Source organism: Xylophilus ampelinus, assembly GCF_003217575.1.
Taxonomy (GTDB): domain Bacteria; phylum Pseudomonadota; class Gammaproteobacteria; order Burkholderiales; family Burkholderiaceae_C; genus Xylophilus; species Xylophilus ampelinus.
In genome coordinates, this window is the sequence record NZ_QJTC01000017.1 from 19,329 (window position 1) to 44,030 (window position 24,702).

The 24,702-nt window shown below is 71.0% G+C and carries 19 protein-coding genes; 10 read left to right on the top strand and 9 right to left on the bottom strand.

Annotation, left to right across the window (positions count from 1 at the left end):
• Window positions 1-3: 3 nt before the first annotated feature.
• From gspD to DFQ15_RS11690, 7 genes are all read left to right on the top strand, one after another.
• On the top strand, window positions 4-2,466 hold the full coding sequence (gspD, locus tag DFQ15_RS11660; RefSeq protein WP_110466146.1) for a type II secretion system secretin GspD: 2,463 nt from the start codon (window positions 4-6) through the stop codon (window positions 2,464-2,466).
• Between the two features lie 37 nt (window positions 2,467-2,503).
• The gene (locus tag DFQ15_RS11665) at window positions 2,504-3,865 is read left to right on the top strand and encodes a GspE/PulE family protein (protein ID WP_110466147.1); all 1,362 of its coding nucleotides are present in this window, start codon (window positions 2,504-2,506) and stop codon (window positions 3,863-3,865) included.
• 56 nt (window positions 3,866-3,921) lie between these two features.
• A complete protein-coding gene (locus DFQ15_RS11670; RefSeq protein ID WP_110466148.1) occupies window positions 3,922-4,518 on the top strand; it encodes a Uma2 family endonuclease in 597 nt (198 codons plus the stop codon).
• A 148-nt stretch (window positions 4,519-4,666) separates the two neighbouring features.
• A complete protein-coding gene (locus tag DFQ15_RS11675; protein WP_110466149.1) occupies window positions 4,667-5,695 on the top strand; it encodes an LLM class flavin-dependent oxidoreductase in 1,029 nt (342 codons plus the stop codon).
• A 131-nt stretch (window positions 5,696-5,826) separates the two neighbouring features.
• Window positions 5,827-7,047 (top strand): type II secretion system inner membrane protein GspF, encoded by a 1,221-nt coding sequence (gspF, locus tag DFQ15_RS11680; RefSeq protein ID WP_110466150.1) that lies wholly within the window; start codon window positions 5,827-5,829, stop codon window positions 7,045-7,047.
• Window positions 7,048-7,348: 301 nt separating this feature from the next.
• Window positions 7,349-8,329: a 5'-nucleotidase gene (locus tag DFQ15_RS11685; protein ID WP_110466151.1), complete on the top strand. Its 981-nt coding sequence runs from the start codon at window positions 7,349-7,351 to the stop codon at window positions 8,327-8,329.
• A gap of 241 nt (window positions 8,330-8,570) precedes the next feature.
• Window positions 8,571-9,104 (top strand): EF-hand domain-containing protein, encoded by a 534-nt coding sequence (locus DFQ15_RS11690; protein WP_110466152.1) that lies wholly within the window; start codon window positions 8,571-8,573, stop codon window positions 9,102-9,104.
• A gap of 80 nt (window positions 9,105-9,184) precedes the next feature.
• Here DFQ15_RS11690 and DFQ15_RS11695 read toward each other — a convergent pair whose 3' ends face one another.
• The 4 genes from DFQ15_RS11695 to DFQ15_RS11710 form a co-directional block, all read right to left on the bottom strand.
• Window positions 9,185-9,667: a hypothetical protein gene (locus DFQ15_RS11695; RefSeq protein ID WP_110466153.1), complete on the bottom strand. Its 483-nt coding sequence runs from the start codon at window positions 9,665-9,667 to the stop codon at window positions 9,185-9,187.
• A gap of 91 nt (window positions 9,668-9,758) precedes the next feature.
• Complete coding sequence (gene queC / locus DFQ15_RS11700; protein ID WP_110466154.1) at window positions 9,759-10,484, bottom strand: 7-cyano-7-deazaguanine synthase QueC; 726 nt, start codon at window positions 10,482-10,484, stop codon at window positions 9,759-9,761.
• A 98-nt stretch (window positions 10,485-10,582) separates the two neighbouring features.
• Complete coding sequence (locus tag DFQ15_RS11705; protein WP_233504432.1) at window positions 10,583-11,086, bottom strand: cyanophycin metabolism-associated DUF1854 family protein; 504 nt, start codon at window positions 11,084-11,086, stop codon at window positions 10,583-10,585.
• 177 nt (window positions 11,087-11,263) lie between these two features.
• Window positions 11,264-13,462 (bottom strand): cyanophycin metabolism-associated ABC transporter, encoded by a 2,199-nt coding sequence (locus DFQ15_RS11710; RefSeq protein WP_407703883.1) that lies wholly within the window; start codon window positions 13,460-13,462, stop codon window positions 11,264-11,266.
• A gap of 187 nt (window positions 13,463-13,649) precedes the next feature.
• On the opposite strand from DFQ15_RS11710, the gene DFQ15_RS11715 reads away from it, so the two are divergent.
• Window positions 13,650-15,860, top strand: coding sequence for a cyanophycin synthetase (locus DFQ15_RS11715; RefSeq protein WP_110466156.1), 2,211 nt, complete (start codon window positions 13,650-13,652; stop codon window positions 15,858-15,860).
• Between the two features lie 43 nt (window positions 15,861-15,903).
• Complete coding sequence (cphA, locus tag DFQ15_RS11720) at window positions 15,904-18,489, top strand: cyanophycin synthetase (RefSeq protein ID WP_110466157.1); 2,586 nt, start codon at window positions 15,904-15,906, stop codon at window positions 18,487-18,489.
• A gap of 403 nt (window positions 18,490-18,892) precedes the next feature.
• Here the strand turns inward: cphA and DFQ15_RS11725 are convergent, their stop codons facing one another.
• Both DFQ15_RS11725 and DFQ15_RS11730 read right to left on the bottom strand, forming a co-directional pair.
• Window positions 18,893-19,816 (bottom strand): YihY/virulence factor BrkB family protein, encoded by a 924-nt coding sequence (locus DFQ15_RS11725; protein WP_146228726.1) that lies wholly within the window; start codon window positions 19,814-19,816, stop codon window positions 18,893-18,895.
• A gap of 320 nt (window positions 19,817-20,136) precedes the next feature.
• Window positions 20,137-21,009 carry a YopT-type cysteine protease domain-containing protein gene (locus DFQ15_RS11730; protein ID WP_110466159.1) on the bottom strand — a complete coding sequence of 291 codons (873 nt, stop codon included), beginning with the start codon at window positions 21,007-21,009 and terminating at the stop codon, window positions 20,137-20,139.
• Window positions 21,010-21,182: 173 nt separating this feature from the next.
• Here DFQ15_RS11730 and DFQ15_RS11735 point away from each other — a divergent pair, with 173 nt between their 5' ends.
• Window positions 21,183-21,830 (top strand): hypothetical protein, encoded by a 648-nt coding sequence (locus DFQ15_RS11735; protein ID WP_158529058.1) that lies wholly within the window; start codon window positions 21,183-21,185, stop codon window positions 21,828-21,830.
• 27 nt (window positions 21,831-21,857) lie between these two features.
• On the opposite strand, the gene DFQ15_RS11740 is transcribed toward DFQ15_RS11735, so the two are convergent.
• The 3 genes from DFQ15_RS11740 to DFQ15_RS17845 form a co-directional block, all read right to left on the bottom strand.
• Window positions 21,858-22,643, bottom strand: a complete 786-nt coding sequence (locus tag DFQ15_RS11740; RefSeq protein WP_110466160.1) for an enoyl-CoA hydratase — start codon at window positions 22,641-22,643, stop codon at window positions 21,858-21,860.
• Window positions 22,644-22,787: 144 nt separating this feature from the next.
• Entirely contained in the window at window positions 22,788-23,984 is a 1,197-nt protein-coding gene (locus DFQ15_RS11745) for an acetyl-CoA C-acyltransferase (RefSeq protein ID WP_110466161.1), read from the bottom strand.
• Window positions 23,981-24,691, bottom strand: coding sequence for an endonuclease domain-containing protein (locus DFQ15_RS17845; protein ID WP_233504434.1), 711 nt, complete (start codon window positions 24,689-24,691; stop codon window positions 23,981-23,983). Before DFQ15_RS17845 ends, DFQ15_RS11745 begins: the two co-directional genes overlap by 4 nt.
• Between the last annotated feature and the right edge of the window lie 11 nt (window positions 24,692-24,702).

A 24,702-nucleotide genomic window follows, 5' to 3' on the forward strand; every position in this document is an offset into this window, starting at 1 on the left:
CGAATGACCCACCGAACGCCGCGCGCGCCGCGCCCCCAGCGCTTCTTCCAGCGATCCGTTCTGCGTGTTGCTACAATTTCCGTAGCAGCAAGCCTGGGCGGGACGCCGGCTACGGGCCTTTTCGGCTTCAACAGCGCACTGGCGCAGAACAGCCGGGCCGCCCGCGGTGCGGCGCCCCCTTCGGTCGGCGCGCGGGAGCCGGTGACGCTCAACTTCGCCAATGCCGACATCGAGGCGGTGGCCCGCACCATGTCGACCATCACCGGCCGCAACGTGGTGGTCGATCCGCGGGTCAAGGGCACGATGACGCTGGTGACCGAGCGTCCGGTGCCGCCGGCCGTGGCCTTCAACCAGTTCCTGGCGGCGCTGCGGCTGCAGAGCTTCACCGTCGTCGAATCGGCCGGGCTCTACAAGGTGGTGCCCGAGGCCGACGGCAAACTGCAGGGCGGCGCGGTCACCGTCGCGCCGGCCACCGGCGGCGCGGCGGGCAACCAGATCGTCACCCAGATCTTCAAGCTCAATTTCGAGAACGCCAACAACCTGGTGCCGGTGCTGCGGCCGCTGATCAGCCCCAACAACACGATCAACGTGAACCCGGGCAACAACTCGCTGGTCATCACCGACTACGCCGAGAACCTGCAGCGGATAGGCAAGATCATCGCGACGATGGACGTCTCGAACGCGAGCGACGTCGAGGTGATCCCGCTGCGCCACGCGGTCGCGACCGACCTGGCGCCGCTGGTCTCGCGGCTGATCGACGGCTCCGGGTCGGCACCTGTGGCCGGCGGCCTGCCGGGTGCCCAGCCCACCGGCGTGCCCGGCGGCCAGGGCCAGACCGACAACGCCTTCCGCACCACGCTGATCGCCGAGCCGCGCAGCAACGCGCTGATCCTGCGGGCGGCCAACCCGGCCCGGGTGTCGCTGGTGCGCTCCCTGGTGGCGCGGCTCGACCAGCCCACGCAGGACGGCGCCAACGGCGACGCCGGCAACATCCGCGTCGTATACCTGAAGAACGCCGAAGCCACCCGGCTGGCGGTGACACTGCGCGCCGCGATGGCCTCGCTGGCCGCTGCCAGCGGCAACAGCGGGGTGGCGGGCGCCCTGCCCGGCGGCGGCACCACCGGCGTGCCGCAGCAGGGCGGCATGTCGTCGAGCCCTTCGGGTTTCGGCGGGAGCAGCGGCAATGTCGGCAGCTTCGGAGCGGCCGGCGGCAGCAACGCGGCCCTCGGCAGCAGCGCGTCGTCCAACTTCGCCAACAGCGCGATGCCCTCGACCGGCGGCAGCATCCAGGCCGACCCGGCCACCAACTCGCTGATCATCACCGCGAGCGAGCCGCTCTACCGCCAGCTGCGCGCGGTGATCGACAAGCTCGACGGCCGGCGCGCGCAGGTGCTGGTCGAGAGCCTGATCGTGGAAGTGAACGCCAGCAAGGTGGCCGATTTCGGCATCCAGTGGCAGACGGCGCTGGGCAACAGCGGCGACGGCACGGTCGGCGTGATCGGCAACAACTCCGGCGTGGCCGGCAGCAACATCATCGGCCTCGCCCTGGCCGCAGCCGGCGGCACCACGGGCCTGGCCTCGGCCGTGACCAACGGCACGGGTCCTTCGCGCGGCTTCAACCTGGCGCTGGCGCCGCGGATCAACGGCCGCTACTACCTGGGCGCCCTGGCCAACTTCCTGCAGACCTCGGGCGATGCCAACGTCCTCTCGACCCCCAACCTGCTGACGCTCGACAACGAAGAGGCGCGGATCATCATCGGCCAGAACGTGCCGTTCCCGACCGGCTCCTACGCCAACAGCACCGGCAGCAGCACCGTCAACCCGTTCACCACCGTCGAGCGCAAGGACGTGGGCCTGACGCTGCGGGTCAAGCCGCAGATCAACGAGAACGGCACGGTGAAGATGGCGATCTACCAGGAGGTCTCGAGCGTCGACACCAGCACCATCGCCAACCAGAACGGCCCGACCACCAACAAGCGCTCGATCGAATCCAACGTGCTGGTCGACGACGGCAGCATCGTGGTGCTGGGCGGCCTGTTGCAGGACGACTATTCGCTCAGCCAGGACAAGATCCCGGTGCTGGGCGACGTGCCGCTGGTGGGCGGCCTGTTCCGCAACGAGAACCGCAGCCGCCGCAAGACCAACCTGATGGTGTTCCTGCGGCCGGTGGTGGTGCGCGACGCGGCCGAGAGCGATTCGCTGACGCAGGACCGCTACGAGGCGATCCGGGCGCTGCAGCAGAACATCCAGCCCGCGCCGAGCACCGTGATGAACGGCGTCAGCGGCGCGCCGGTGCTGCCGCCGATGCCGGCGCCCACGCCCCGCAAGGATGCGGGCGGCGGCATCCAGGGCACCACCCTGGTCCCGCCACCGCTGCCGCCGACGGTCACCCGGCCGTCGGGCCCGCCGCTGCGCGGTGCCCTGCCCGCCACCGCCGACCCGGCCACCCGCCAGGAAAGCCCGTGATCCGCCCCACTCCCGACCGGCCCGGAGCCCCCGCCTGATGCGCCACCCGCTGCCCTACGCCTTCGCCCGCACCCACCAGCTGCTGCTGGAAGACGACGCCGGCGCGCTCACCCTCTGGCACGGGCCGGTACCCGACAGCGCCGCCTGCAGCGAGGTGCTGCGCAAGTACCCGGTGGCCGCCCTGCAGCGGGCCGAGGTGCCGGTGCTGGTGCAGCGCATCAGCGCCGCCTACGCCCAGGGCGAATCGAGCGCCGCCACGGTGGTGAGCGAGGTCGAGAGCGACGCCGACCTCTCCCGCATGATGCAGGACCTGCCGGCGATAGAAGACCTGCTGGAAACGGCCGACGACGCACCCATCATCCGGATGCTGAACGCCCTGCTGACCCAGGCCGCGCGCGACGGCGCCAGCGACATCCACATCGAGCCCTACGAGCGCCACAGCAGCGTGCGCTTCCGGGTCGACGGCGCGCTGCGCGAGGTGGTGCAGCCCAACCGCGCGCTGCATGCGGCCCTGATATCGCGCCTGAAGATCATGGCCGACCTGGACATCTCCGAAAAGCGCCTGCCGCAGGACGGCCGTATCAGCCTGCGCATCGGCACCCGGGCGGTGGACGTGCGCGTCTCGACCATCCCGTCGGCCCACGGCGAGCGGGCGGTGCTGCGGCTGCTCGACAAGAGCGAGAGCAAGATCAGCCTGGAATCGGTCGGCATGCTGGGCGACGTGCTGCACCGCTTCGAGCGGCTGATCCGGCAGCCGCACGGCATCATCCTGGTGACCGGGCCCACCGGCTCGGGCAAGACCACCACGCTCTACGCCTCGCTGGCCCGGCTCGACGCCACCGCCAACAACATCATGACGGTCGAGGACCCGATCGAGTACGAGCTGCCGGGCGTCGGCCAGACCCAGGTCAACGGCAAGATCGACCTGACCTTCGCCCGGGCGCTGCGGGCCATCCTGCGGCAGGACCCGGACATCGTCATGATCGGCGAGATCCGCGATTTCGAGACCGCGCAGATCGCCATCCAGGCCTCGCTCACCGGCCACCTGGTGCTGGCAACGCTGCACACCAACGACGCCGCCAGCGCGATCACCCGCCTGACCGACATGGGCGTCGAGCCCTTCCTGCTGAGCAGCTCGCTGCTCGGCGTGCTGGCCCAGCGCCTGGTGCGCAAGCTCGACCCCACCGAGACCAGCGGCTACCGCGGCCGCACCGGCGTGTTCGAGCTGCTGGTGGTGGACGACGCGATCCGCGCCCAGATCCACAACCAGGAATCGGAAGCCAAGATCCGCGACATGGCGCTGGCCGGCGGCATGAAGCTGATGCGCGAAGACGGCGAACGGCTGGTGCGCGAAGGCATCACCAGCCCCGAAGAAGTGCTGCGGGTCACGCGGGATTGAGCGCACCCGGCGGGTCCTGCGCGCCAAAATGATGCCCTTGTAGCCGGAGTTCCCCCATGGCCGCCCACCCGCTCGTACGAACGCCCTTCACCGCAGACGACTACCTCGCCTGGGAAGCCACCCAGCCGGACCGCCACGAATACATCGGCGGCGAGACATTCGCGATGGCCGGCGGCGAGGATCGCAACGACATCGTCGCTCAGAACATCGGCTATGCACTGCGCCAGCACCTGCGCGGCAGTCCGTGCGCCGTCTACCTCGGCGGCGTGAAGCTGCAGGTCGATGCCGCAGACGCCTTTTTCTACCCCGATGTCTTCGTCACCCGCGGCGGCCGCGACGCGGCCGACCGGCTGGTCAAGCGCGAGGCGCACCTGGTCGTGGAGATCCTGTCGCCCGACACCGAGGCCTACGACCGCGGCGAGAAATTCGCCCGCTACCGCCAGTTGCCGAGCCTGCAGGAGTATCTGCTGGTCGACATCGCGCGCCGCCGGGTCGATCTGCACCGCAAGGGCGCGGACGGGCTGTGGGTGCTGCATCCGTCCGAAGGCGAGCAGGCCATCGCGCTCGCCAGCGTCGGGCTCGACCTTGCCGCAAGCGTGCTGTATGCGGACCTGCCGGACGCGGCCGGGCGGCCTGTCGCTCCGCCCCCCTGACAGCCGAATCCCTGCGCGCCGGCCGTCCCGACCGCCGACCGCCGTATCGCGGCCGCCCCTGCCACGCGGGCGCCGCCTTCCACGGTGCATGCACAAGACGCCCGACCTTGCCCCGGCAAGGCTTCCCGGTCCGCGCAACAATGGCCGCATGACCGCATCCACCTCGCTCGCCGACATCCGTTTCTCCATGCTCGACCTGGTCCCCGTCCGCGAAGGCGGCACGGTGGCGCAGGCGCTGGCCCTGGCGCTGCGGACGGCGCAGCATGTCGAGACGCTCGGCTTCACCCGCTACTGGATGGCCGAGCACCACAACATGGAGGGCATCGCCAGCTCGTCGACCGCGGTGATGGTGGGCCACGTGGCCGGCGGCACACAGCGCATCCGCGTGGGCTCGGGCGGCATCATGCTGCCCAACCATGCGCCGCTGGTGGTGGCCGAGGCCTTCGGCACGCTGGCCGAGCTGTACCCGAACCGGATCGACCTGGGCCTGGGCCGTGCCCCCGGCACCGACCCGTCCACGATGCGCGCCCTGCGCCGCGACCGCACCGAGACGGTCGACGATTTCCCGGCCGACGTGCTGGAACTGCAGCGCCTGCTGGCCCCGGCCCAGCCCGGCCAGAAGCTGGTCGCCACGCCCGGCGTCGGCACCCGGGTGCCGATCTGGCTGCTGGGGTCGAGCCTGTTCAGCGCCCAGCTGGCCGCCGAACGGGGCCTGCCCTACGCCTTCGCCTCGCACTTCGCGCCGCGGCTGCTGCTGCAGGCGATCGACCTGTACCGCGAGCAGTTCCGGCCGTCGGCTACTCTGGAAAAACCCTATGTGACCATCGGCGTGCCGCTGATCGCGGCGCCCACCGACGAGGAAGCGCAGTACCTGGCCAGCAGCACCTACCAGCGGGTGCTGGGCATCCTGACCGGCGCCCGCGGCAAGCTGCCGCCGCCGGTGGCGAACTTCGTCGACCAGCTGCAGCCGCGCGAACGCGCGGCGATCGAGGACTTCCTGGCCGCCGGCGTGATCGGCGGGCCGGAGACGGTGCGCCGCGGGCTGGAGACGCTGGCCGGGCGCACCGGTGCCGACGAGATGATGTTCGTCTGCGACATCTTCGACCCGGCGCTGCGGCTGCGCTCCCTGGACATCGCCGCGGCGGCGAAGACGCAGGAGCCCGCGCTGGTCGACTGAGGCAGCCGGCCCACCGGCGTCGGCGCCTGGTCTGCGAGAACTGCGAGACCATCCGTTCCAGGTGCCGGCGCATCGCCTGGCGGGCAGCCCCGCCCGGCGCAAGCGCCATGCCGGGGCGCTACCATCCCGCCATGCCAGCCTATTCGTTCGAAGCCCTCGATGCCCAAGGCCAGTCGCGCAAGGGCGTGATGGAGGCCGACACCGCCCGCGCGGCCCGCGGCCTGCTGCGGGCCCAGGCGCTGGTGCCCCTGCTGGTGGAACCGGTGGCGACCGGCAGCGGCGGCAGCCGCGATACCGGCGGCTTTCTCGTGCGCCGGGTCTTCAATTCCACCGGCCTGGCGATCTGGACGCGGCAGCTGGCCGGCCTGGTCAGCTCCGGCCTGCCGCTGGAGCGCGCGCTCACCGCGCTGTCGGACGAAGCCGAGGACGACCGCCAGCGCCACCTGGTCGCCGCGCTGCGGGCCGAGGTCAACGCCGGTGCCAGCTTCGCCCGGGCGCTCGGCCAGCACGGCCGGGAGTTCTCGCCGATCTTCGTCGCGGTGATCGGCGCTGGCGAGCAGAGCGGCAACCTGGGCCTGGTGCTCGACCGGCTGGCCGACGATTTGGAAGAGCGCCAGGCGCTCAAGGCCAAGCTGCTCGGCGCGGCGCTGTACCCTGCCATCGTGACGGTGGTGGCGATCGTCATCGTGCTGTTCCTGGTGGGCTACGTGGTGCCGCAGGTGGCCAGCGTGTTCGCCGGCACCAAACGCGCCCTGCCGTTTTTGACCGTCGCGATGCTGGCGGTGAGCGATGTCGTGCGCCACTACGGCTGGGCGATGCTGCTCGCGGTGGTGGTGCTGGCCTTCGCCGGCCGCGCCGCGTACGCCCACCCGGCGCTGCGCCGCCGGCTCGATGCGGCCTGGCTCACCCTGCCGCTGGTCGGCCGGCTGGCCCGCGGCTACAACGCCGCCCGCTTCGCCGGCACCCTGGCGATGCTGGCCGCCGCCGGCGTGCCGATTCTGCGCGCCCTGCAGGCCGCGGCCGAGACGCTGCACAACACCGCCATGCGCGCCGACGCGCTCGACGCCCTGGTGCTGGTGCGCGAAGGCGCGCCGCTGGCCTCGGCCATGGCGCAGAAAAAGCGCTTTCCCGGCCTGGTCGCGATGTTCGCCCGGCTCGGCGAGCAGACCGGCCAGCTGCCGCTGATGCTGCAGCGCGCCGCGGTGCAGCTCTCGACCGAGGTGCAGCGCCGCGCCGTGTCGCTCGCCACCCTGCTGGAGCCGCTGCTGATCGTGGCGATGGGCCTGGTGGTGATGCTGATCGTGCTGGCGGTGCTGATGCCGATCATTCAGTTGAATCAGTTCGTCCGCTGACGCGGACGACCCCCAGGCTGCGCTTCGCTACGCCCACCCCTGTGAGGGGAAGATAGAGTACGTCTGCTGCGCAGACGACCCCCAGGCTGCGCTGCGCTACGCCACCCCCCTGCGAGGGGGCGACACCGCTGGACCGGCGGAGCCGGATCCAGGGTGTCCCTGAGAATGCAGGGGGTGCGGGGGGCGGTGGGTGTGGGGTGGTGGTTTTGGATCGGAAGTGGCTGGGGTCGGCTTCTTGCGCTGACCGGCAGCTATGAAAAATGTAGCGTCGAGCGGGTGGCTCGACCATAACGGGGTTCTTATGCCGGTGACGCTGGAAGACAAGCTGGTGGTCGCGATCTCGTCGCGGGCGCTGTTCGATTTCGAGGAAGAGAACCGCCAGTTCGATCCGCGCGATCCCGGGCCCTACATGCAGCTGCAGCTGGACCGGCTCGACGTGCCGGCCAAGCCGGGCGTGGCGTTTTCGCTGGTCAGGAAGCTGATGGCGTTCAACACGCCGGGGGTGCAGCGGGTCGAGGTGGTGATGCTCTCGCGCAACGACCCGGTCAGCGGCATGCGCATCTTCCGCTCGGGCGAAGCGGCCAAGGTGCCGCTGGAGCGCGGGGTGTTCACCCAGGGGCGCGACCCGTTCCGCTACCTGCGGCCGCTCGGCGCCCACTTGTTCCTCTCGGCCAACGAGGAGGACGTGCGCGCCGCGCTGAACCTGGGCTTTCCGGCCGCGCGGGTGCTGACCGAATCGGTGCAGGCCGGTGCCACCTATCCGGACGAGGTGCGGATCGCCTTCGACGGCGACGCGGTGCTGTTCTCGGACGAGGCCGAGCGGGTCTTCCAGAAGAAGGGCCTGGCCGCCTTCCAGCGCCACGAGACCAGCAAGGCCGCCCAGCCCCTGCCCGACGGCCCGTTCAAGCCGCTGCTGAGCGCCCTGCACCGGCTGCAGCAGGCCAGCGATTCGGCGACCGTCGGCGGCATGCGGCTGCGCACCGCCCTGGTCACCGCCCGCAGCGCTCCGGCGCACGAGCGGGCGATCCGCACCCTGATGAGCTGGAACATCGCGGTGGACGAGGCGATGTTCCTCGGCGGCCTGGAAAAGGGCGCGTTCCTGCGCGAGTTCGAGCCCGACTTCTTCTTCGACGACCAGACCGGCCATGTCAACTCGGCCGCGCGGCACGTGCCGGCGGGGCATGTGAGCTTCGGCGTCTCCAACCCGCTGCCGACCGCGGCGCCCCCCCTGCCGGTGGAAACCGCCGCCACCCCGCCGCTGCCGCCCGCGGACGGCCGATAAGCCGAATTCCGAAAGAAAAGTGGCTCCAGCCGTTGCTAAACATCGGCTTCCAGCTATGGATTCAAGAGCAAGGGCTACGGCGACGCTCGTGCCGCTTACCAAAGACGACGCGATTCGCAGCCGCGTCACCGCTCCCCCGCCACCGGTGCCATCCGTGCCATCCGTGCCATCCGTGCCATCATCCGGGCATGCCGGCCCGGCCCCGCCGCGGCCGCCTTCGACCTCCCAGCATCCCATCTCCATGCCTTTTTCCGCCCTCGCCCGCCGCCCCGTCCCCGCCACCTGTGCCCTGGCCGCCCTCCTGACCGCCCTGGCCTTCGCCGGCCCCACCGCCGCGCAGACCGGCGGCGCCCAGCCCCGGCAGGCCGCACCGCAGACGGCCACGACGCCCGAGAAAGCGGCCACCGAAGGCACCAAGGGCGAGGTGCTGGCCGCCAAGCAGTTCAAGTGGCTCGATACCGACGGCGACGGCTTTCTCACCCAGTCCGAGGTGGCGCTGTTCCCGCGGCTGCGCGACAACTTCGAGGCAGCCGATACGAACCGCGACGGCAAGGTGAGCTTCGAGGAAATTCGGGTGTTCGCCCAGAAGCACCGGGCCGAGCGGGACCGGGCGCGGCAGGCACCTGCCGCGGTGGGGAATGCCGCGCCGACGGCGCCCGCAGCGGCGACGGCGGCGGCACCGCGCGGCGAACCTGCCGCGGCAGCGCCCGCGGCCGCGGCCGCGGCCGCGCAGGTCGCACCCGCTGTCGCGCCCACCGACAGGCCTTCCTGGTAACGGACGGGTTCCCCGTGTGAACAGCGGCCGCGTCGTGCGCTGCCGGCCGCGCCCGCGGCGCGGTGACCGGGGCCGGCGCTTCAGGCCGCGGCCGACGGCGGCCGCCGCTTGACCTTGCTCGGGTCCGAGTAGACCACCGGCGCGTTCGGGTCGCTCGCCTGGCCGGACGCCAGCGCCTTCTGCGCCAGGCGCTGCTGCTCCTCGGCCAGGTCGACCATCGACGAACTGGCGCGCCAGAGGGACTGCAGGTTGTCCATCAGCAGCTTGCTGATCGGCTCCTTCGGCGGCTCCTCGGGCTCCTCGACGGTTTCCTTCTGGTGGAGGGCGGTCCAGTCGCGGCCGATACTTTCGGCAGCCGAAGAGGGCGTGTTGTCGGGGCTGCGGACGCCCTGGGGCGCGCCGACGAAATCCCGCGTCCGGGCAGCCGCCGTGGCCTGGGTGACGCCCGCCCGCACCGAGCCCTCTCCGGCGACCTGGGCGGACGACGACACACCGCTGCCCGCGGCGGTGGCCATGGCCGACGGGCGATAGAGGGTCAGGTCGACGGGTGGAATCTGCATCATGGCGTGCTCCGGCGAAGGACGGATGGCCAGGGTTGGGCCGACCGTATCAGTGTCTTCGGCGGCTTTTTGCAAACCTTGAGGATTTTTTGAATTATTTCGGATCGGTTGTTTTTTGGCAGCCGGCCGTCTCGCGGTAGCGGTTCCAGCCGCCGGCCCTCAGCTCGCAGGCGGCGCAGATACCGCAGCCGTAGCCCCAGGGGTGGCGGTGGCTGCGGTCGCCCAGGTAGCAGGTGTGGCTGTGCTCGACGACCAGGTCGACCAACGGCGGGCCGCCCAGCTGCTCGGCCATCGCCCAGGTGGCGGCCTTGTCGATCCACATCAGCGGCGTCTCGACCACCAGGCGCCGGTCCATGCCGAGCGACAGGGCCACCTGCATCGCCTTCATCGTGTCGTCGCGGCAATCGGGGTAGCCCGAGTAGTCGGTCTCGCAGACGCCGGTGACCAGCACATCGTGGCCGCGCCGGTAGGCCAGCGCGGCGGCCAGCGTCAGGAACAGCAGGTTGCGGCCGGGCACGAAGGTGTTGGGCAGGCCGCTGGCCTCCATCTGGAAGGCGGTATCCCGCGTCAGCGAGGTTTCGCTGACCTGGCCGAGCACGCCGACCTCCAGCAGATGGTCGTCGTCGAGCCGCGCGGCCCATTGCGGGAACCGGTGGCGCAGCGCGTGCAGCACCTCCAGCCGGGCATCGAGCTCCACCCGGTGGCGCTGGCCGTAGTCGAAACCGACGGTCTCGACCCGTTCGTAGCGCTGCAGCGCCCAGGCGAGGCAGGTGGCGGAATCCTGGCCACCGGAGAACAGGACGAGGGCGGAGCGTTGCATGGCGGGCCTGGAGAGGATCAGCGCCGTGGCGCTATTGAAACGATAGCTGCAGGCCGGCGCTGCACGATGGCTACAGCCCTTTTTTTCTTGAAAACAGCTTACAGGAACCGGTCGAGCAGCTTGCGCGATCCGCGGTCGAGCGCGAAGCGGTCGCGCACCCGGTAGTGCACGCCGTGCCTGTCGGCGATCAGCAAACCGTTGTCGGGCAGGCGGCGCAGGTCGTCCTCGGAGCGCAGCACGAAATGCACCGTGCCGCGGTCGGTCTCCACCTCCCAGGTGCTGGGCGTGGAGAAGGTCGAGACCGACACCAGCCGCCGCACCTCGGGCATGAACTCGCGGGCGGCGAGCGCCGCCTCGACCAGCGCGCGCTCGGCGGCGGGCAGGCCGCTCAGCAGGGCGATCCAGCCGCGCTCGCGCCCGTCGGGGCCGACCAGGGAGACGCCCTCGTCCGACGCCGCGAGCGGAAAGGCGCGCACCGGATGCACCGGCACGCTGCCGGCGGCGTCGGTCAGCACCAGCCGGCCGAAGGCGTCCTGTGCCAGGCCGAACACGGCCGAGGGCTGGGCATCGGGCAAGGGCCGGGCGATGCCCCGGGGGGACACGGAGGGATCAGTCGCCATGGGGATGCCGCGGGGTAGCGCCGTGGAAGCGGGAAAAGCGAGAAAAACGGGAGAGCCGCGCAGGGCGACGGCCGCCGCGCGTGCGACGGGCACGGCCGGCGCCGGACGCGTCATGGGCGCCGCACGGGCCGCGCAGGACGTCGGACACCGGGCAGCGCATCACGATTCTCCCGACGGGTGGGCCGAGTGCGTCGCCAGCGCGGCGGCGGCGGCCTGCACGACGCTCGTGCGGTCTTCCAAGTCTTCGTCGTCCACCCGGCGCACCTGCGCCTGGTAGAGCCGCCAGTAGGCGCCCTGCCGGGCCATCAGCTCGTCGTGCGGCCCCACCTCCACCACCGCGCCTCGGTCCATCACCACCAGCCGGTCGGCCTTGCGCAGGGTGGAGAGCCGGTGGGCGATGGCGATGGTGGTGCGGCCCTGAACCAGATTGTCGAGCGCCTTCTGGATCTCTTTCTCGGTCTCGGTGTCGACCGCCGAGGTGGCCTCGTCCAGGATCAGGATGCGCGGGTCGATCAGCAAGGCCCGGGCGATGCTGATGCGCTGGCGCTCGCCGCCCGACAGGCCCTGGCCGCGCTCGCCGACCTGCGAGTCGTAGCCGTGCGGCAGCCGCAGGATGAAGTCGTGCGCATGGGCGGCGCGGGCGGCGGCGACGATGTCCTCCCGCCCCGCGTCGGGCCGGCCGTAGGCGATGTTCTCGGCGATGGTGCCGAAGAACAGGAACGGCTCCTGCAGCACCAGGCCGATGTGCCGGCGGTAGTCGGCCACCCGGTAATGGCGGATGTCATGGCCGTCGACGGCGATGCTGCCGTCGGTCACGTCGTAGAAGCGGCTGATCAGATTGACCAGGGTGCTCTTGCCCGAGCCGCTGTGGCCCACCAGGCCGATCATCTCGCCGGGGCGGATGTCGAGGTCCATGCCGCGGATCACCGAGCGGCTGCCGTAGCGAAAGCCCACGCCGCGCATCGCGATCGCACCGCGCGGCGCGGTGTAGGGCACCGGGCGGGCCGGCTCGGGCACGTCGGAGCGGTGGTCGAGGATGTCGAAGATCCGCTTGGCGCCGGCCGCCGCTTTTTGCGTCACCGAGACGATGCGGCTCATCGAGTCGAGCCGGGTGTAGAACCGGCCGATGTAGGCCAGGAAAGCGGTCAACACGCCGACCGTGATGCTGTGGTGCGCCACCAGCCAGATGCCGAAGCCCCAGACCACCAGCAGGCCCATCTCGGTGAGCAGGGTGACGGTGGGGGTGAACAGCGACCAGGTGCGGTTGATGCGGTCGTTGACCTCCAGGTTGCGCTGGTTGGCCGCGCGGAAGCGCTGGGCCTCGCGGCGCTCCTGGGCGAAGGCCTTCACCACCCGGATGCCGGGGATGGTGTCGGCCAGCACGTTGGTGACTTCGGAGAACGCCCGGTCGACCTTCTCGAAGCCGGTGCGCAGCCGGTCGCGCACGAAGTGGATCATCCAGGCGATCAGCGGCAGCGGCACCAGCGTCACCAGCGCCAGCCAGGGGTTGATCGAGAACAGGATGACCGCCGTCATCAGCATCATCAGCACGTCGGTCGCGAAGTCGAGCGCGTGCAGCGACAGGAAGACGTTGATCCGGTCGGTCTCGGCGCCGATCCGGGCCATCAGGTCGCCGGTGCGGCGGCTGCCGAAGTAGTCGAGCGACAGGTCCAGCAGGTGCTCGAAGGTGGCGGTGCGCAGGTCGGCGCCGATCCGCTCCGACACCCGGGCCAGCATGAAGGTGCGCGCCCAGCTCAGGCCCCAGCCGACCAGCGCCGCGGCGAGCAGGGCCGAGAGGTACAGCAGGACCTTGGCGGTCTCGATCCGCTGGCCGTTCTGGAACGGAATCAGTACCTCGTCCATCAGCGGTATCGTCAGGTAGGGCGGCACCAGCGTGGCCGCGGTGGAGGCCAGGGTCAGCAGGAAGGCCGCAAGCAGCCGGTGGCGGTACGGCCGGGCGAAGCGCCAGAGCCGCAGCAGCACCCAGGTGGAGGGTGGCGGCGCGGGCGCGGCCTCGTCGGCGATGCCCAGGACCTCGGCCTCTTGCGCGTTGCCGGTCTGCAGCGCGTCGAAGCGTTCGGCCAGGCGCAGCGCCTGCGGATGCGCCGCCATGGTGAAGCGCCAGACGGCCAGGCGCGCCTGTTCGCCGCACAGCTCCAGCGCGGCGACGCCGCCGTGGTCGGAGAGGCGCAGCGACAGGCCGGGGCGCAGCGGCCAGGTCCGGTCGGGCGCACCGGGAATGCCGGAGGCGCGCAGCTCCCGCGCGGTGAGCTGCAGCCGGCCCGCGGCGAAGCGCATCGCCGGGTCCAGGTCAACCGGCACGGTCGCGAGCACGTTTCCACCGGGGCCGGGCGGCAGGGGCGGATCGGGGTTTACCGCAAGGGCATCGACAGGGTCTGGTTTTTGCACCACACGATTCTGACCCAATCTCCCCCCGCCGCAGCAGGGCATCGACCGGTTTCCCACCATGGAACGACCGTACCGCCGCAGGGCACGCAAAATGGCGTCGTTGACAATCAAGGCAACCGCTGCCGACCATAGGCCTATGCAACCGAAGAACGACATCCGCATCCTCCGCGTCAACTACCTGCACGGCTCCAACATCTGGACCTACCGCGAGGTGCTGGAGGTCTGGCTCGATCTGGGCGAGCTGGAGCAGTTTCCCTCGCACACCCTGCCGGGCTTCAACAGCCGCATCACCGCCTGGCTGCCGGCGCTGGTGGAGCACACCTGCGGCGTCGGCGTGCGTGGCGGCTTCCTGCAGCGGCTCGAGGGCGGAACCTGGATGGGCCATGTGCTGGAGCATGCGATCATCGAGCTGCTCAACCTCTCGGGCATGCCCACCACCTTCGGCCAGACCCGCGAGACCACCACCAGCGGCGTCTACCGCATGGTGTTCCGTGCCCAGGACGAGGCCAGCGCCCGGGTGGCCCTGGAGGAAGGCATGGCGCTGCTGATGGCCGCGATCAACGACCTGCCGTTCGACGTGCAGGCCGCCGTCGGACGGCTCAGGAAGCAGATCGACCGCTCCTTCCTCGGCCCCAGCACCGACTGCATCGTCACCGCGGCCAACGAGCGCAAGATCCCGCACATCCGGCTCAACCCGGGCAACCTGGTGCAGCTGGGCTACGGCAACCGCCAGCGCCGCATCTGGACCGCCGAGAGCGACCGCACCAGCGCCATCGGCGAGAGCATCGCCGCCGACAAGGACCTGACCAAGTCGCTGCTCGCGTCCTGCGGCGTGCCGGTGCCCGAGGGCGCCCTGGTCGAGACGCCCGCCGCCGCCTGGGAGGCCGCGCAGAAGATCGGCCTGCCGGTGGTGGTGAAGCCGTCGGACGGCAACCACGCACGCGGCGTGACGCTGGACCTGCGCCAGCAGGCCGACATCGAGGCCGCCTTCGCCCTGGCCGAGGCCGAGGGCAGCGGCGTGATCGTCGAGCGCTTCGTCGAGGGCTACGAGCACCGGCTGCTGGTGGTCGGCGGCAAGGTGGTGGCCGCCACCCGCGGCGAGCCGGTGGCCGTCACCGGCGACGGCGTCTCCAGCGTCGCGCGGCTGATCGACGTGCAGATGAACACCGATCCGCGGCGCGGCTGGGAGCACCAGTTCCCCCTGACCACCATCGACGTGCAGGACGGCGGCGTGCAGCTGGAACTCCACCGCCAGGGCCTCGCCCCCGACAACATCCCCGAGGCGGGCCGCCGGGTGACGGTGCAGCGCACCGGCAACATGGCGATCGACTGCACCGACGAAGTGCATCCCGAGGTGGCGCATGCGGTGGCGCTGGCCGCCCGCATCGTGGGCCTGGACATCGCCGGCATCGACCTGGTGGCGCGCGACATCCGCCAGCCGCTGCAGGCGCAGGCCGGCGCCATCGTCGAGGTGAACGCCGGCCCCGGCCTGCTGATGCACCTCAAGCCCACCCAGGGGCAGCCGCGCCCGGTGGGCCGCGCGATCTGCGACCACCTGTTCTCCGAAGGCGAGACCGGCCGCATCCCGCTGGTCGGCATCGCCGGCACCCGGCACACCGCGGCCATCGGCCGGCTGGTCGCCTGGCTGGCGCACCTGGACGGCCGGGCGACCGGCCTGGCCTGCCGCGACGGCCTGTTCCTGGACCGCCGCCGCTTCCTGGCGGCCGACAGCCGCCACTGGCGCGCCGGCGAACAGCTGCTGATGAACCGCACGGTGCAGGTCGCGGTGATCGAGAACCCGGCCGAGAGCATCCTGCGCGACGGCCTGGCCTACGACCGCTGCCAGGTGGGCGTGGTGACCGATTTCGACGGCATCGAGTCGCTCGCCTTCTACGACGTGCACACCGAGGACCACATGCGCAAGGCGCTGCGCACCCAGATCGACGTGGTTCTGGCCGACGGCGTGGGCGTGCTGAACGCCGCCGTGCCGCAGGTGGCCGACCTGGCGCCGCTCTGCGACGGCGAGGTGATCCTGTACGCCTGCGACCCGGCCACGCCGGCACTGGCCGCGCACTGCGCCGCCGGTGGCCGCGCGGTGGCGATGCGCCAGGGCCGGGTGGCGCTGGTGTCCGACAGCCAGGACGTGCCGCTGTCGGGCCTGGGCCCGCTCGACGCCTGGCGCGGCCGCTTCGGCGCACTGCCCGACGAGGCGATCCTGGCTGCGGTGGCGACGGCCTGGGCGCTGGGTATCGCGCCGGGCCTGATCGGCGCCGGCATCGAGGCCTTCGAGCAGGAGCCGGGTGTGCCGCTGGTGGCCGTCGCGGCTCCCGACGCCGTGCCCGCCTGACCCCGCGCGCTCCCCGCACCGACCGCTCCGAAAGCAATTCACGATGGAAATCTCCCGCATTCGCGCGCTGCGCGGCCCGAACCTCTGGAGCCGCCACATCTCGATCGAAGCGATCGTCACCTGCCCGCCCGACCGCAGCACCATCGCCCACGTGCCGGGCTTCGAGGCCCGGGCCCGTGCGTTGTTCCCGGCCATCGGCGCGCTGCGCCACGCGGGCCACGGCGGGCCTGTGTCGCTCGCCTCGGTGATGGGCGCCGCGGCGCTCGCCCTGCAGGCCGAAGCCGGCTGCCCGGTGACCTTCTGCCGCACCGCCGACACGACCGATGCCGGCGTTCACCAGGTGGTGGTGCAGTACAGCGAAGAGGCCGTCGGCCGCCGCGCCTTCGCGCTGGCCCACGCCCTGGTGCAGGCCGCCATCGCCGACACCGCCTTCGACGTGAAGGCCGCCATCGCCGAGCTGCGCGAGCTGGACGAATCCGAGCGCCTGGGCCCGAGCACCGGCTGCATCGTCGAGGCGGGCGTGGCCCGCGGCATTCCCTACCGGCGCCTCACCCAGGGCAGCCTGGTGCAGTTCGGCTGGGGCTCCAAACAGCGCCGCATCCAGGCGGCCGAGCTGGACACGACCAGCGCGGTGTCGGAATCGATCGCCCAGGACAAGGACCTGACCAAGACCCTGCTGCACGCGGCCGGCGTGCCGGTGCCGCGGGGTCGACCCGCCACCTCGGCCGAAGACGGCTGGGCCGCGGCGCTGGAGATCGGCCTGCCGGTGGTTGTCAAGCCGCAGGACGGCAACCAGGGCAAGGGCGTCACCGTCAACCTGGTCGACCGCGACCACATGGACATCGCCTTCAAGGCCGCGGCCGAATACGGCGACGTGATCGTCGAGCGCTTCCTGCCCGGCTACGACTTCCGGCTCCTGGTGGTGGGCGACAGGATGGTCGCCGCCTCGCGCCGCGACCCGCCGCAGGTGATCGGCGACGGCACCCACACGGTGCGCGAGCTGGTCGAGGAGGTGAACCGCGACCCGCGCCGCGGCGACGGCCATGCCACCTCGCTCACCAAGATCCGCTTCGACGACATCGCGGTACTGCGCCTCTCGACCCAGGGCCTGCTGCCCGAATCGGTGCCGGCGCGCGGCCAGCGGGTGGTGCTGCGCAACAACGCCAACCTCTCGACCGGCGGCACCGCCACCGACGTGACCGACGACGTGCACCCCGAGGTCGCGGCCCGCGCCGTGGCCGCGGCCCGGATGGTGGGCCTGCACATCTGCGGCGTCGACGTGGTCTGCGAGACGGTGCTGAAACCGCTCGAGGAGCAGAGCGGCGGCATCGTCGAGGTCAACGCCGCGCCCGGGCTGCGGATGCACACCTCGCCCTCCTACGGCAAGCCGCGCGCGATCGGCGACGCGATGATCGGCGAGCTGTTCGCGCCCGGCGACGACGGCCGCATCCCGGTGGTGGCCGTCACCGGCACCAACGGCAAGACCACCGCCACCCGGCTCATCGCCCACATCGTGGCCGCCAGCGGCCTGCGGGTGGGCATGACCAACACCGACGGCGTCTACGTCGACGGCCGCCAGACCGACAGCGGCGATTGCAGCGGCCCGAAGAGCGCCCGCAACGTGCTGCTGCACCCCCATGCCGACGCGGCGGTGTTCGAGGTGGCCCGCGGCGGCATACTGCGCGAGGGCCTGGGCTTCGACCGCTGCCAGGTGGCGGTGATGACCAACGTGGGCGCAGGCGACCACCTGGGACTGAACTACATCACCACCGTCGAGGACCTGGCGGTCATCAAGCGGGTGGTGGTGCAGAACGTGGCGCCCGGCGGCTACGCGGTGCTGAACGCCGCCGACCCGATCGTGGTGGCGATGGCGCCCACCTGCCCCGGCGAGGTGATCTTCTTCGGTGCCGACCGCCGCAGGCCGACCATGGCCACCCACCGCGCCCAGGGCAAGCGCACCGTGTACGTCGATGCCGACACCCTGGTCGCCGCCGAAGGCATGTGGCGCGAGACGGTGCCGCTGCGCGACATTCCGCTGACCCGCAACGGCACGATCGGCTTCCAGGTCGAGAACGCGATGGCCGCGGTGGCCGCCTGCTGGGCGCTGGGCCTGGGCTGGGACGTGATCCGCAGCGGCCTGGCGAGCTTCGTCAACGACAGCAGCAACGCGCCCGGCCGCTTCAACGTGATGGACTACCGCGGCGCCACGGTGATCGCCGACTACGGCCACAACCCCGACGCGATGCGGGCCCTGGTCGCCGCCGTCGACGCGATGCCGGCGAACCGCCGCTCGGTCGTGATCAGCGGTGCCGGCGACCGCCGCGACGAGGACATCCGTGAGCAGACAGCGATCCTGGGCGCGGCCTTCGACGACGTGCTGCTGTACCAGGACGCCGCCCAGCGCGGCCGGGCCGACGGCGAGGTGACGGCCCTGCTGCGCGAGGGCCTGCAGGGCGCCGCGCGCACCCGGCATGTGGACGAGATCCGGGGCGAGTTCGTCGCGATCGACACCGCGCTGGCCCGCCTGGCGCCCGGAGACCTGTGCCTGGTGCTGGTGGACCAGGTGGAAGAGGCGCTGGCCCACCTCGCCGCGCGTATCGCCGAGCCCGCGGCGGTGCCGGCGGGCTGAGGCGCCATGGCCCGCTGATGGGTTCAGGGCCGTGGTGGCACGCCGACATGTCCATGGTCATCGGCACACCCGGGTCCGGCCCCCCTTGCCACGCCGACGTCGCGGCATGGCCGGGCGGCCGGATCGTCCGACACCCGAATTTTCGAATGGAAAAGGTCTGCAGCCGGCAAAAAGCGCCGACCTTTAGCTATCATTTATGCAGCAATCGGCCTTTGCTCCACCAGATCACATCTTGATGCCCGACGCCTGCATCACCGCATCCACCGCACGGCTGCGCAGCCGGCCCGCATCTTCGGGGTGTCGGCGGGGGTGCTGCCGATCATGGCCGGCCCGGCCGTCGCGAAACGTCGGAGCACCGCCGAAACGGACCGTGGAGCCGCGGTCGTGCCGGCGGCGGCACCCGTCAGGAAGTGCCGGCCGTCCGCTCGGCCGGTGGCGCGGGCTCCGGCACGGATTCGGCCGGCTCGGCTTTCGCGCGCAGCACCGCGCCGATCTCGGCACCGAAGATCAGGGTGGTCGCGCTGATGTAGAGGAACACCAGCGTCGCCACCACCCCGGCGAAGCTGCCGTACACCAGCGCCAGCTTGCCGGCCGAGCGCAGCGTGGTCGACAGCGTGGCCGCCGCGCCCACCCACAGGGCCGCGCCCACCACCGCGCCGGGGACCACCGTGCGCAGCCGCTGGCGCACGTCGGGCAGCCAGCCGTAGAGCAGCGCGTACAGCAGCGTCAGCGCCAGGAAGGCCACTCCGTAGCGCACGCTGTTGCGCAGCCAGAGCGCCTCCGCGCCGGTGGCATTGGCATCGACCAGCCGCCAGAGATACGGCATCACGATCACCGAGCTGAAGGCCGCGACCACGCCGCCGCCCACCACCACGGTGAACAGCGTGACCTTGATCCGCGCCTTCCAGAACGGCAGGCCGCGCTCGATGCCGTAGGAACGGTTGAGCGCGGTGCGCACCGCCTGCATGCCCGACGACGCGGTCCACAGCGTGACCAGCAGGCCGATGGTCAGCAGCGCCTGGTTGCGCTGCGCCAGCACCTCGTCGATCACCGGCTGCACCGCCTCGCGCACCACCTGCGGCGCATAGCCCATCACCCGCCCCGCCATCGCCGCCGCGTCGCCCGGCTGCCCGATGTAGCCGGCCGCGGCCGACACCAGCAGCAGCAAGGGAAACATCGCCAGCACCGACGAGAACGCCATGCTGCCCGCCTGGTTGGCGCTCTGGTGCAACACGTAGTTGCGGACGGCGAGCAGCAGGACGCCGAGGATGGGCGTGGCGAAGGCACCGTCGCGCAGGTGGGCCAGGGTGGTGGAGAGGCGGCTCATGGGGCGGGATGCGCGCGCATGGCGTGCGGGCGGCACGGTGCAGTCGTGCAGCACATCCTGTGCGGCATGGCGCAACCGGGAACGACGAGGCAAGTTGCGAAGGCCATGGGCGAGAAAGGGACGGGCGTTGATCGAACAGCCATCCTACAAGGCGGCAACCCTGCAGATGCGTACGCCAACCGCCCGCCCCGGCGCCACCCGTGTCCGACGCCGGGCCGGCACGCCGGCCACCAACGCGCTCTGGCCGTTTCGCGCCGGCAGCATGCGGAGCACCGCCTGCGCCGCGCCGGCCGGGCCGCCGCCGCCGTGCAGCGCTGCTGTCAGGAGATCGTCTGCGTCGTGATCGTCGTCAGGTATTGCCCGTTGGGATATCGGTAGCGGTTGCCGAGACTTTGCAGCAGCGATGTCATCTCGGCTGAGCTAGCGGTGAATTCGCCATAGTTGGGATCGAAGAGCGTGGTTATTCCATTCGACGCGGACGTCGCGACCGTGTGCGCTTCACCGCCAGCGAAGTAAAGGCTGAGCAGGTGCTTCGAATCCTCTCGCGTGATATTTTTGACCAGTCGCGAAAGGCTCGAAGGCTTGCCGAACTCGTATTTTTTGACCTCTTCGGACGGTGTCAAACCGGCCTCGTGGAACATGGTGTTCAGGGCCCGCAGATCCGCTTCGGCCGAGGTTGCTCCCTGGTGCCGGAGGGAACGCTTGAGGTCCTGGTAGTGCTGCTGCTGCGCGGCAGCAACGGCGTGGTTTTCCCGTTCGGGCATCAACGCGGTCATCCGATCCGAAGCCCCGTTGCCGAGGCCGAGGAGCCACTGCGCCGTCAGGCCGACACAGATGCCATGCACATTCGCCCCGGCCAGTTCATCCGTTCTGTAGTCGAAGACAGAGGTGCTGTGCCGGGCCGGAGAGCCCGGGCTGGAGCTGGAACTGGCGGAGCTGGAACTGTCGGCATACGGCTTGCTTGCACAGCCGCCGGTTTTGTCGGGCAGTATTCCAATGCGCGACCGACCGCGAGGCACAATCGCAAGCCCTAATGCAGGCAGTGCCTGCGAAAGCTTCGGAAAAGACCGCAGGGCCCCTGGTGCGCTTTCACTTGCCCCCGGGACTTGCGCAGAGAGATCCAGCACCGGACCGTCGAGGGGATATCCGACAGGGTGCGCAGTTGAAAGGCTACCGAGAATGCAATCGTCCATGGCGTGAACCTCGCGACTGGAAATGGGGCTCGATTTCAAGTCGGTCTCGGATGAAATCCCGGGAGATCGCGAAGCGTTCGACGGACGTGCGAAGAAGCCGTGGTGAACAAACCGTCGCGGCCGTCGGTCGGTGTAGGACGTGTCTCCGAGCGCCTGCGGATAATCTCCCCCCGATGACCCCTTCCCGCACTCTTCGGCTTGCAGCCCCATTCCGGCGCCGCACGGCGCTGTCCACCGTCGCGGCATGGCTGCTGGCACGTGCCGCGGACGCCCAACCGGCAGCACCGTCGCAAGAAACCGTCTGGCCCCGCGATCGCGCCGTGCCCGGCGGCGTCGCCCACCTCTCGCTGGGCCCTGCCGCCGCACGGCCGGTGGCCCAGAGCGGCGAGGTTCCCCTGCTAGTGCTGGGCGATCCGATCGAGTGGACCGCGCTCGTCGGCATTCCGCTGGCCGCAGCGCCCGGCACCGCCGAGATCGCAGTGGCCGACGCGCACGGCACGGCGCCGCGGCGCATCGCCTACCGCATCGCGGCCAAGCGCTATGTCGAGCAGCGCCTGCAGGTCGCGCCCGGCACCGTCGACCTTTCGCCCGAGAACCAAGCCCGCTACGAGCGGGAGCGCGCCCACCTCGCGACGGTGATGGCCCGCTTCACCGAGCCGCTGCCACGCGAATTGCAGATGCGGGTGCCGGTGCCCGGCCGGCGCTCCAGCTCGTTCGGCCTGCGACGGGTGTTCAACGGCCAGGCGCGCAATCCGCACAGCGGCATGGACATCGCCGCGTCCACCGGTACGCCGATGGCGGCGCTGTTCATCGCGGGGTGACCCGCCATCGGCAGGTGACCCGCGCGGTCAGCAGTTGCTGAAATCCGGCTTGCGTTTCGCCATGAACGCACTGAACGCTTCCTTGGCTGCCGGCTCCTGCAGCATGCGGCCGAACACCGCGCCTTCGTCGCGGATCTGCTGGGCGACGAGGGCGGCTTGGCCCTGCTTCATCAGGCGCTTGGTGGCGACCAGGGCGCTGAGCGGCTTGGCCGCCAGCTTCTTCGCCTGGGCCTGGGCGATGCCGTTGACCTCGGTGGGAGGGACCACGCGGTTGACCAGGCCGACTTCCAGCGCGGCCTCGGCCATGAAAGGCTCGCCCAGCAGCAGCGCCTCGGCCGCGCGGTGGTAGCCGAACATCTGCGGCAGCAGCAGGCTGGAGCCGCCCTCGGCGCAGACGCCCAAGTTGACGAAGGGCAGCGAGAAGGCGGCGTTGTCGCCGGCGTAGACCAGGTCGCAGTGCAGCAGCATCGTGGTGCCGATGCCGACGGCCGGGCCGCAGACGGCGGCGATCAGCGGCTTGGAGAAGCCGGCGATGCCGTGCAGGAACCGGAAGACCGGCGAGGTGTCGGGGTCTTCCGACGGCGCCTGGCCGCCGGCCGACGCGGCCAGGAAATCGGCGATGTCGTTGCCGGCGCTGAAGATGGCGGTGTCGCCCTGCAGCACCACCACGCGCACGGCGGTGTCGGCATCGGCGGCCTGCAGCGCCTCGGCCAGCGCGGTGTACATCGCGCGGGTGATCGAGTTCTTCTTGTCGGGGCGGTTGAGGGTGAGCGTGGTGACGCCCGCTTCGGTGTAGATCAGGATGTCGCTCATGGGGGCTCCTTGGGATGCGGGATGGGGATGCCGGGCCTGCCGTGGCGCACCGGCCGGTGCGGACCGGACTGCGAGGGGCGAAGACGCACGCCGGCGCGGCCAGGACCTGCGACGCGGCGTCGGAGGGTGCGTAGGGTACCCCGGTCAAACCCGCTCGAAGATGCCGGCCGCGCCCTGGCCCATGCCGACGCACATCGTGACCATGCCGTACTTGAGCTGCTCGCGGCGCAGCGCATGCACGACGGTGGCCGCGCGGATCGCACCGGTGGCGCCCAGCGGATGGCCCAGCGCGATCGCGCCGCCCATCGGGTTGACCTTGGCCGGGTCCAGCCCCAGCGTGTCGAGCACCGCCAGCGACTGCGCGGCGAAGGCCTCGTTCAGCTCGAACCAGTCGATGTCCTGCTGCTGCAGGCCGGCGTAGCGCAGCGCGGCCGGGATCGCCTCGATGGGGCCGATGCCCATGACCGCGGGCGGCACGCCCTTGCTGGCGAAGCTGACGAAGCGCGCCAGCGGCGTGAGCCCGAAGCGCTGCACCGCCGCGCCGCTGGCCAGCACCAGCACGCCGGCGCCGTCGGAGGTCTGCGAGCTGTTGCCGGCGGTCACCGTGCCGCGAGCCGAGAACACGGTGCGCAGCCTGCCCAGGCCTTCGAGGCTGGTGTCGGGGCGGACGCCCTCGTCCAGGCCGACGGTGCGGGTCTTGAAGGTCACCTCGCCCGTGTCCAGGTCGGGCGTGCGGTCGGTCACCTCGATCGGGGTGATCTCGTCGGCGAACGCGCCCGCGGCCTGCGCGGCCAGCCCGCGCTGGTGGGATTGCAGCGCGAAGGCGTCCTGCGCGTCGCGCGACACCTTCCACTGCTGCGCCACCTTCTCGGCCGTCAGCCCCATGCCGTACGCGATGCCCACGTCGCCGTCGCGCGCGAAGATCGAGGGCGAGAGCGAGGGCGCGTTGCCCATCATCGGCACCATGCTCATGCTCTCGACGCCGGCGGCGATCATCACCTCGGCCTCGCCCACGCGGATGCGGTCGGCCGCCATCTGCACCGCCGACAGGCCCGACGCGCAGAAGCGGTTGACGGTGACGCCGCCGACGCTGGTCGGCAGCCCGGCCAGCACGGCGGCGATGCGGGCCACGTTGAGGCCCTGCTGCGCTTCGGGGATCGCGCAGCCGCAGACGATGTCCTCGATGGCCGCCGGGTCCAGGCCCGGGACCTGGGCCAGCGCGGCTTTCAGCGTGGTGGCCAGCAGGTCGTCCGGCCGGGTGTTGCGGAAGAAGCCGCGGTGCGATTTGCCGATCGGCGTGCGGGTGGCGGCGACGATGTAGGCGTCTTGGACTTGTTTCATGGCTGTGGTTTCCGGATGTCGTGTGTTGCGCCCTCTCCCGCACGCGGGAGAGGGCTGGGGTGAGGGCCGCCTTCCTGCAGCGCCCGCAGAATCTGCTCCCGCACCGCATCGGTCTGCAGCAGCATGTCGTCGTTCCAGAACCGGAGGACGCGCCAGCCTTTGGACTGCAGGAAGCGGGTGCGGTCGGTGTCGTAGGGCACGGCGTCGGCATGCTGGCCGCCGTCGAGTTCGACGATCAGCTTTTCTTCGATGCAGGCGAAGTCGGCGAAATAGGGGCCGATGGGGTGCTGGCGGCGGAACTTGCAGTCGGCCAAGCGTCGGTCGCGCAGGTGGTACCAGAGCAGGGATTCGGCATCTGTGGGGGTGGTGCGGAGTGCACGCGCCCTCACCCTAACCCTCTCCCGCGTGCGGGAGAGGAGACCAGGCAGGGATGCGCTCGTTTCCCTGCCATCGCCGAAATGGACAGCGGGCGCATCGCCGAGGCCAAGCCTATCCGGCACGTCCTGCCCTTCCTGCCCTTCCTGCCCGTCCCGCATGTTCTGCATGTTCTGCATGTTCTGCATGTTCTGCATGTTCTGCATGTGCTGCATGTGCTGCATGTGCTGCATGTGCTGCATATCCGGCGTATCCGGCGTATCCGGCGCGCCATCCTGCTCCCTCTCCCGCACGCGGGAGAGGGCTGGGGTGAGGGCCTTCGCAGTCGCCACCAAAACCACTC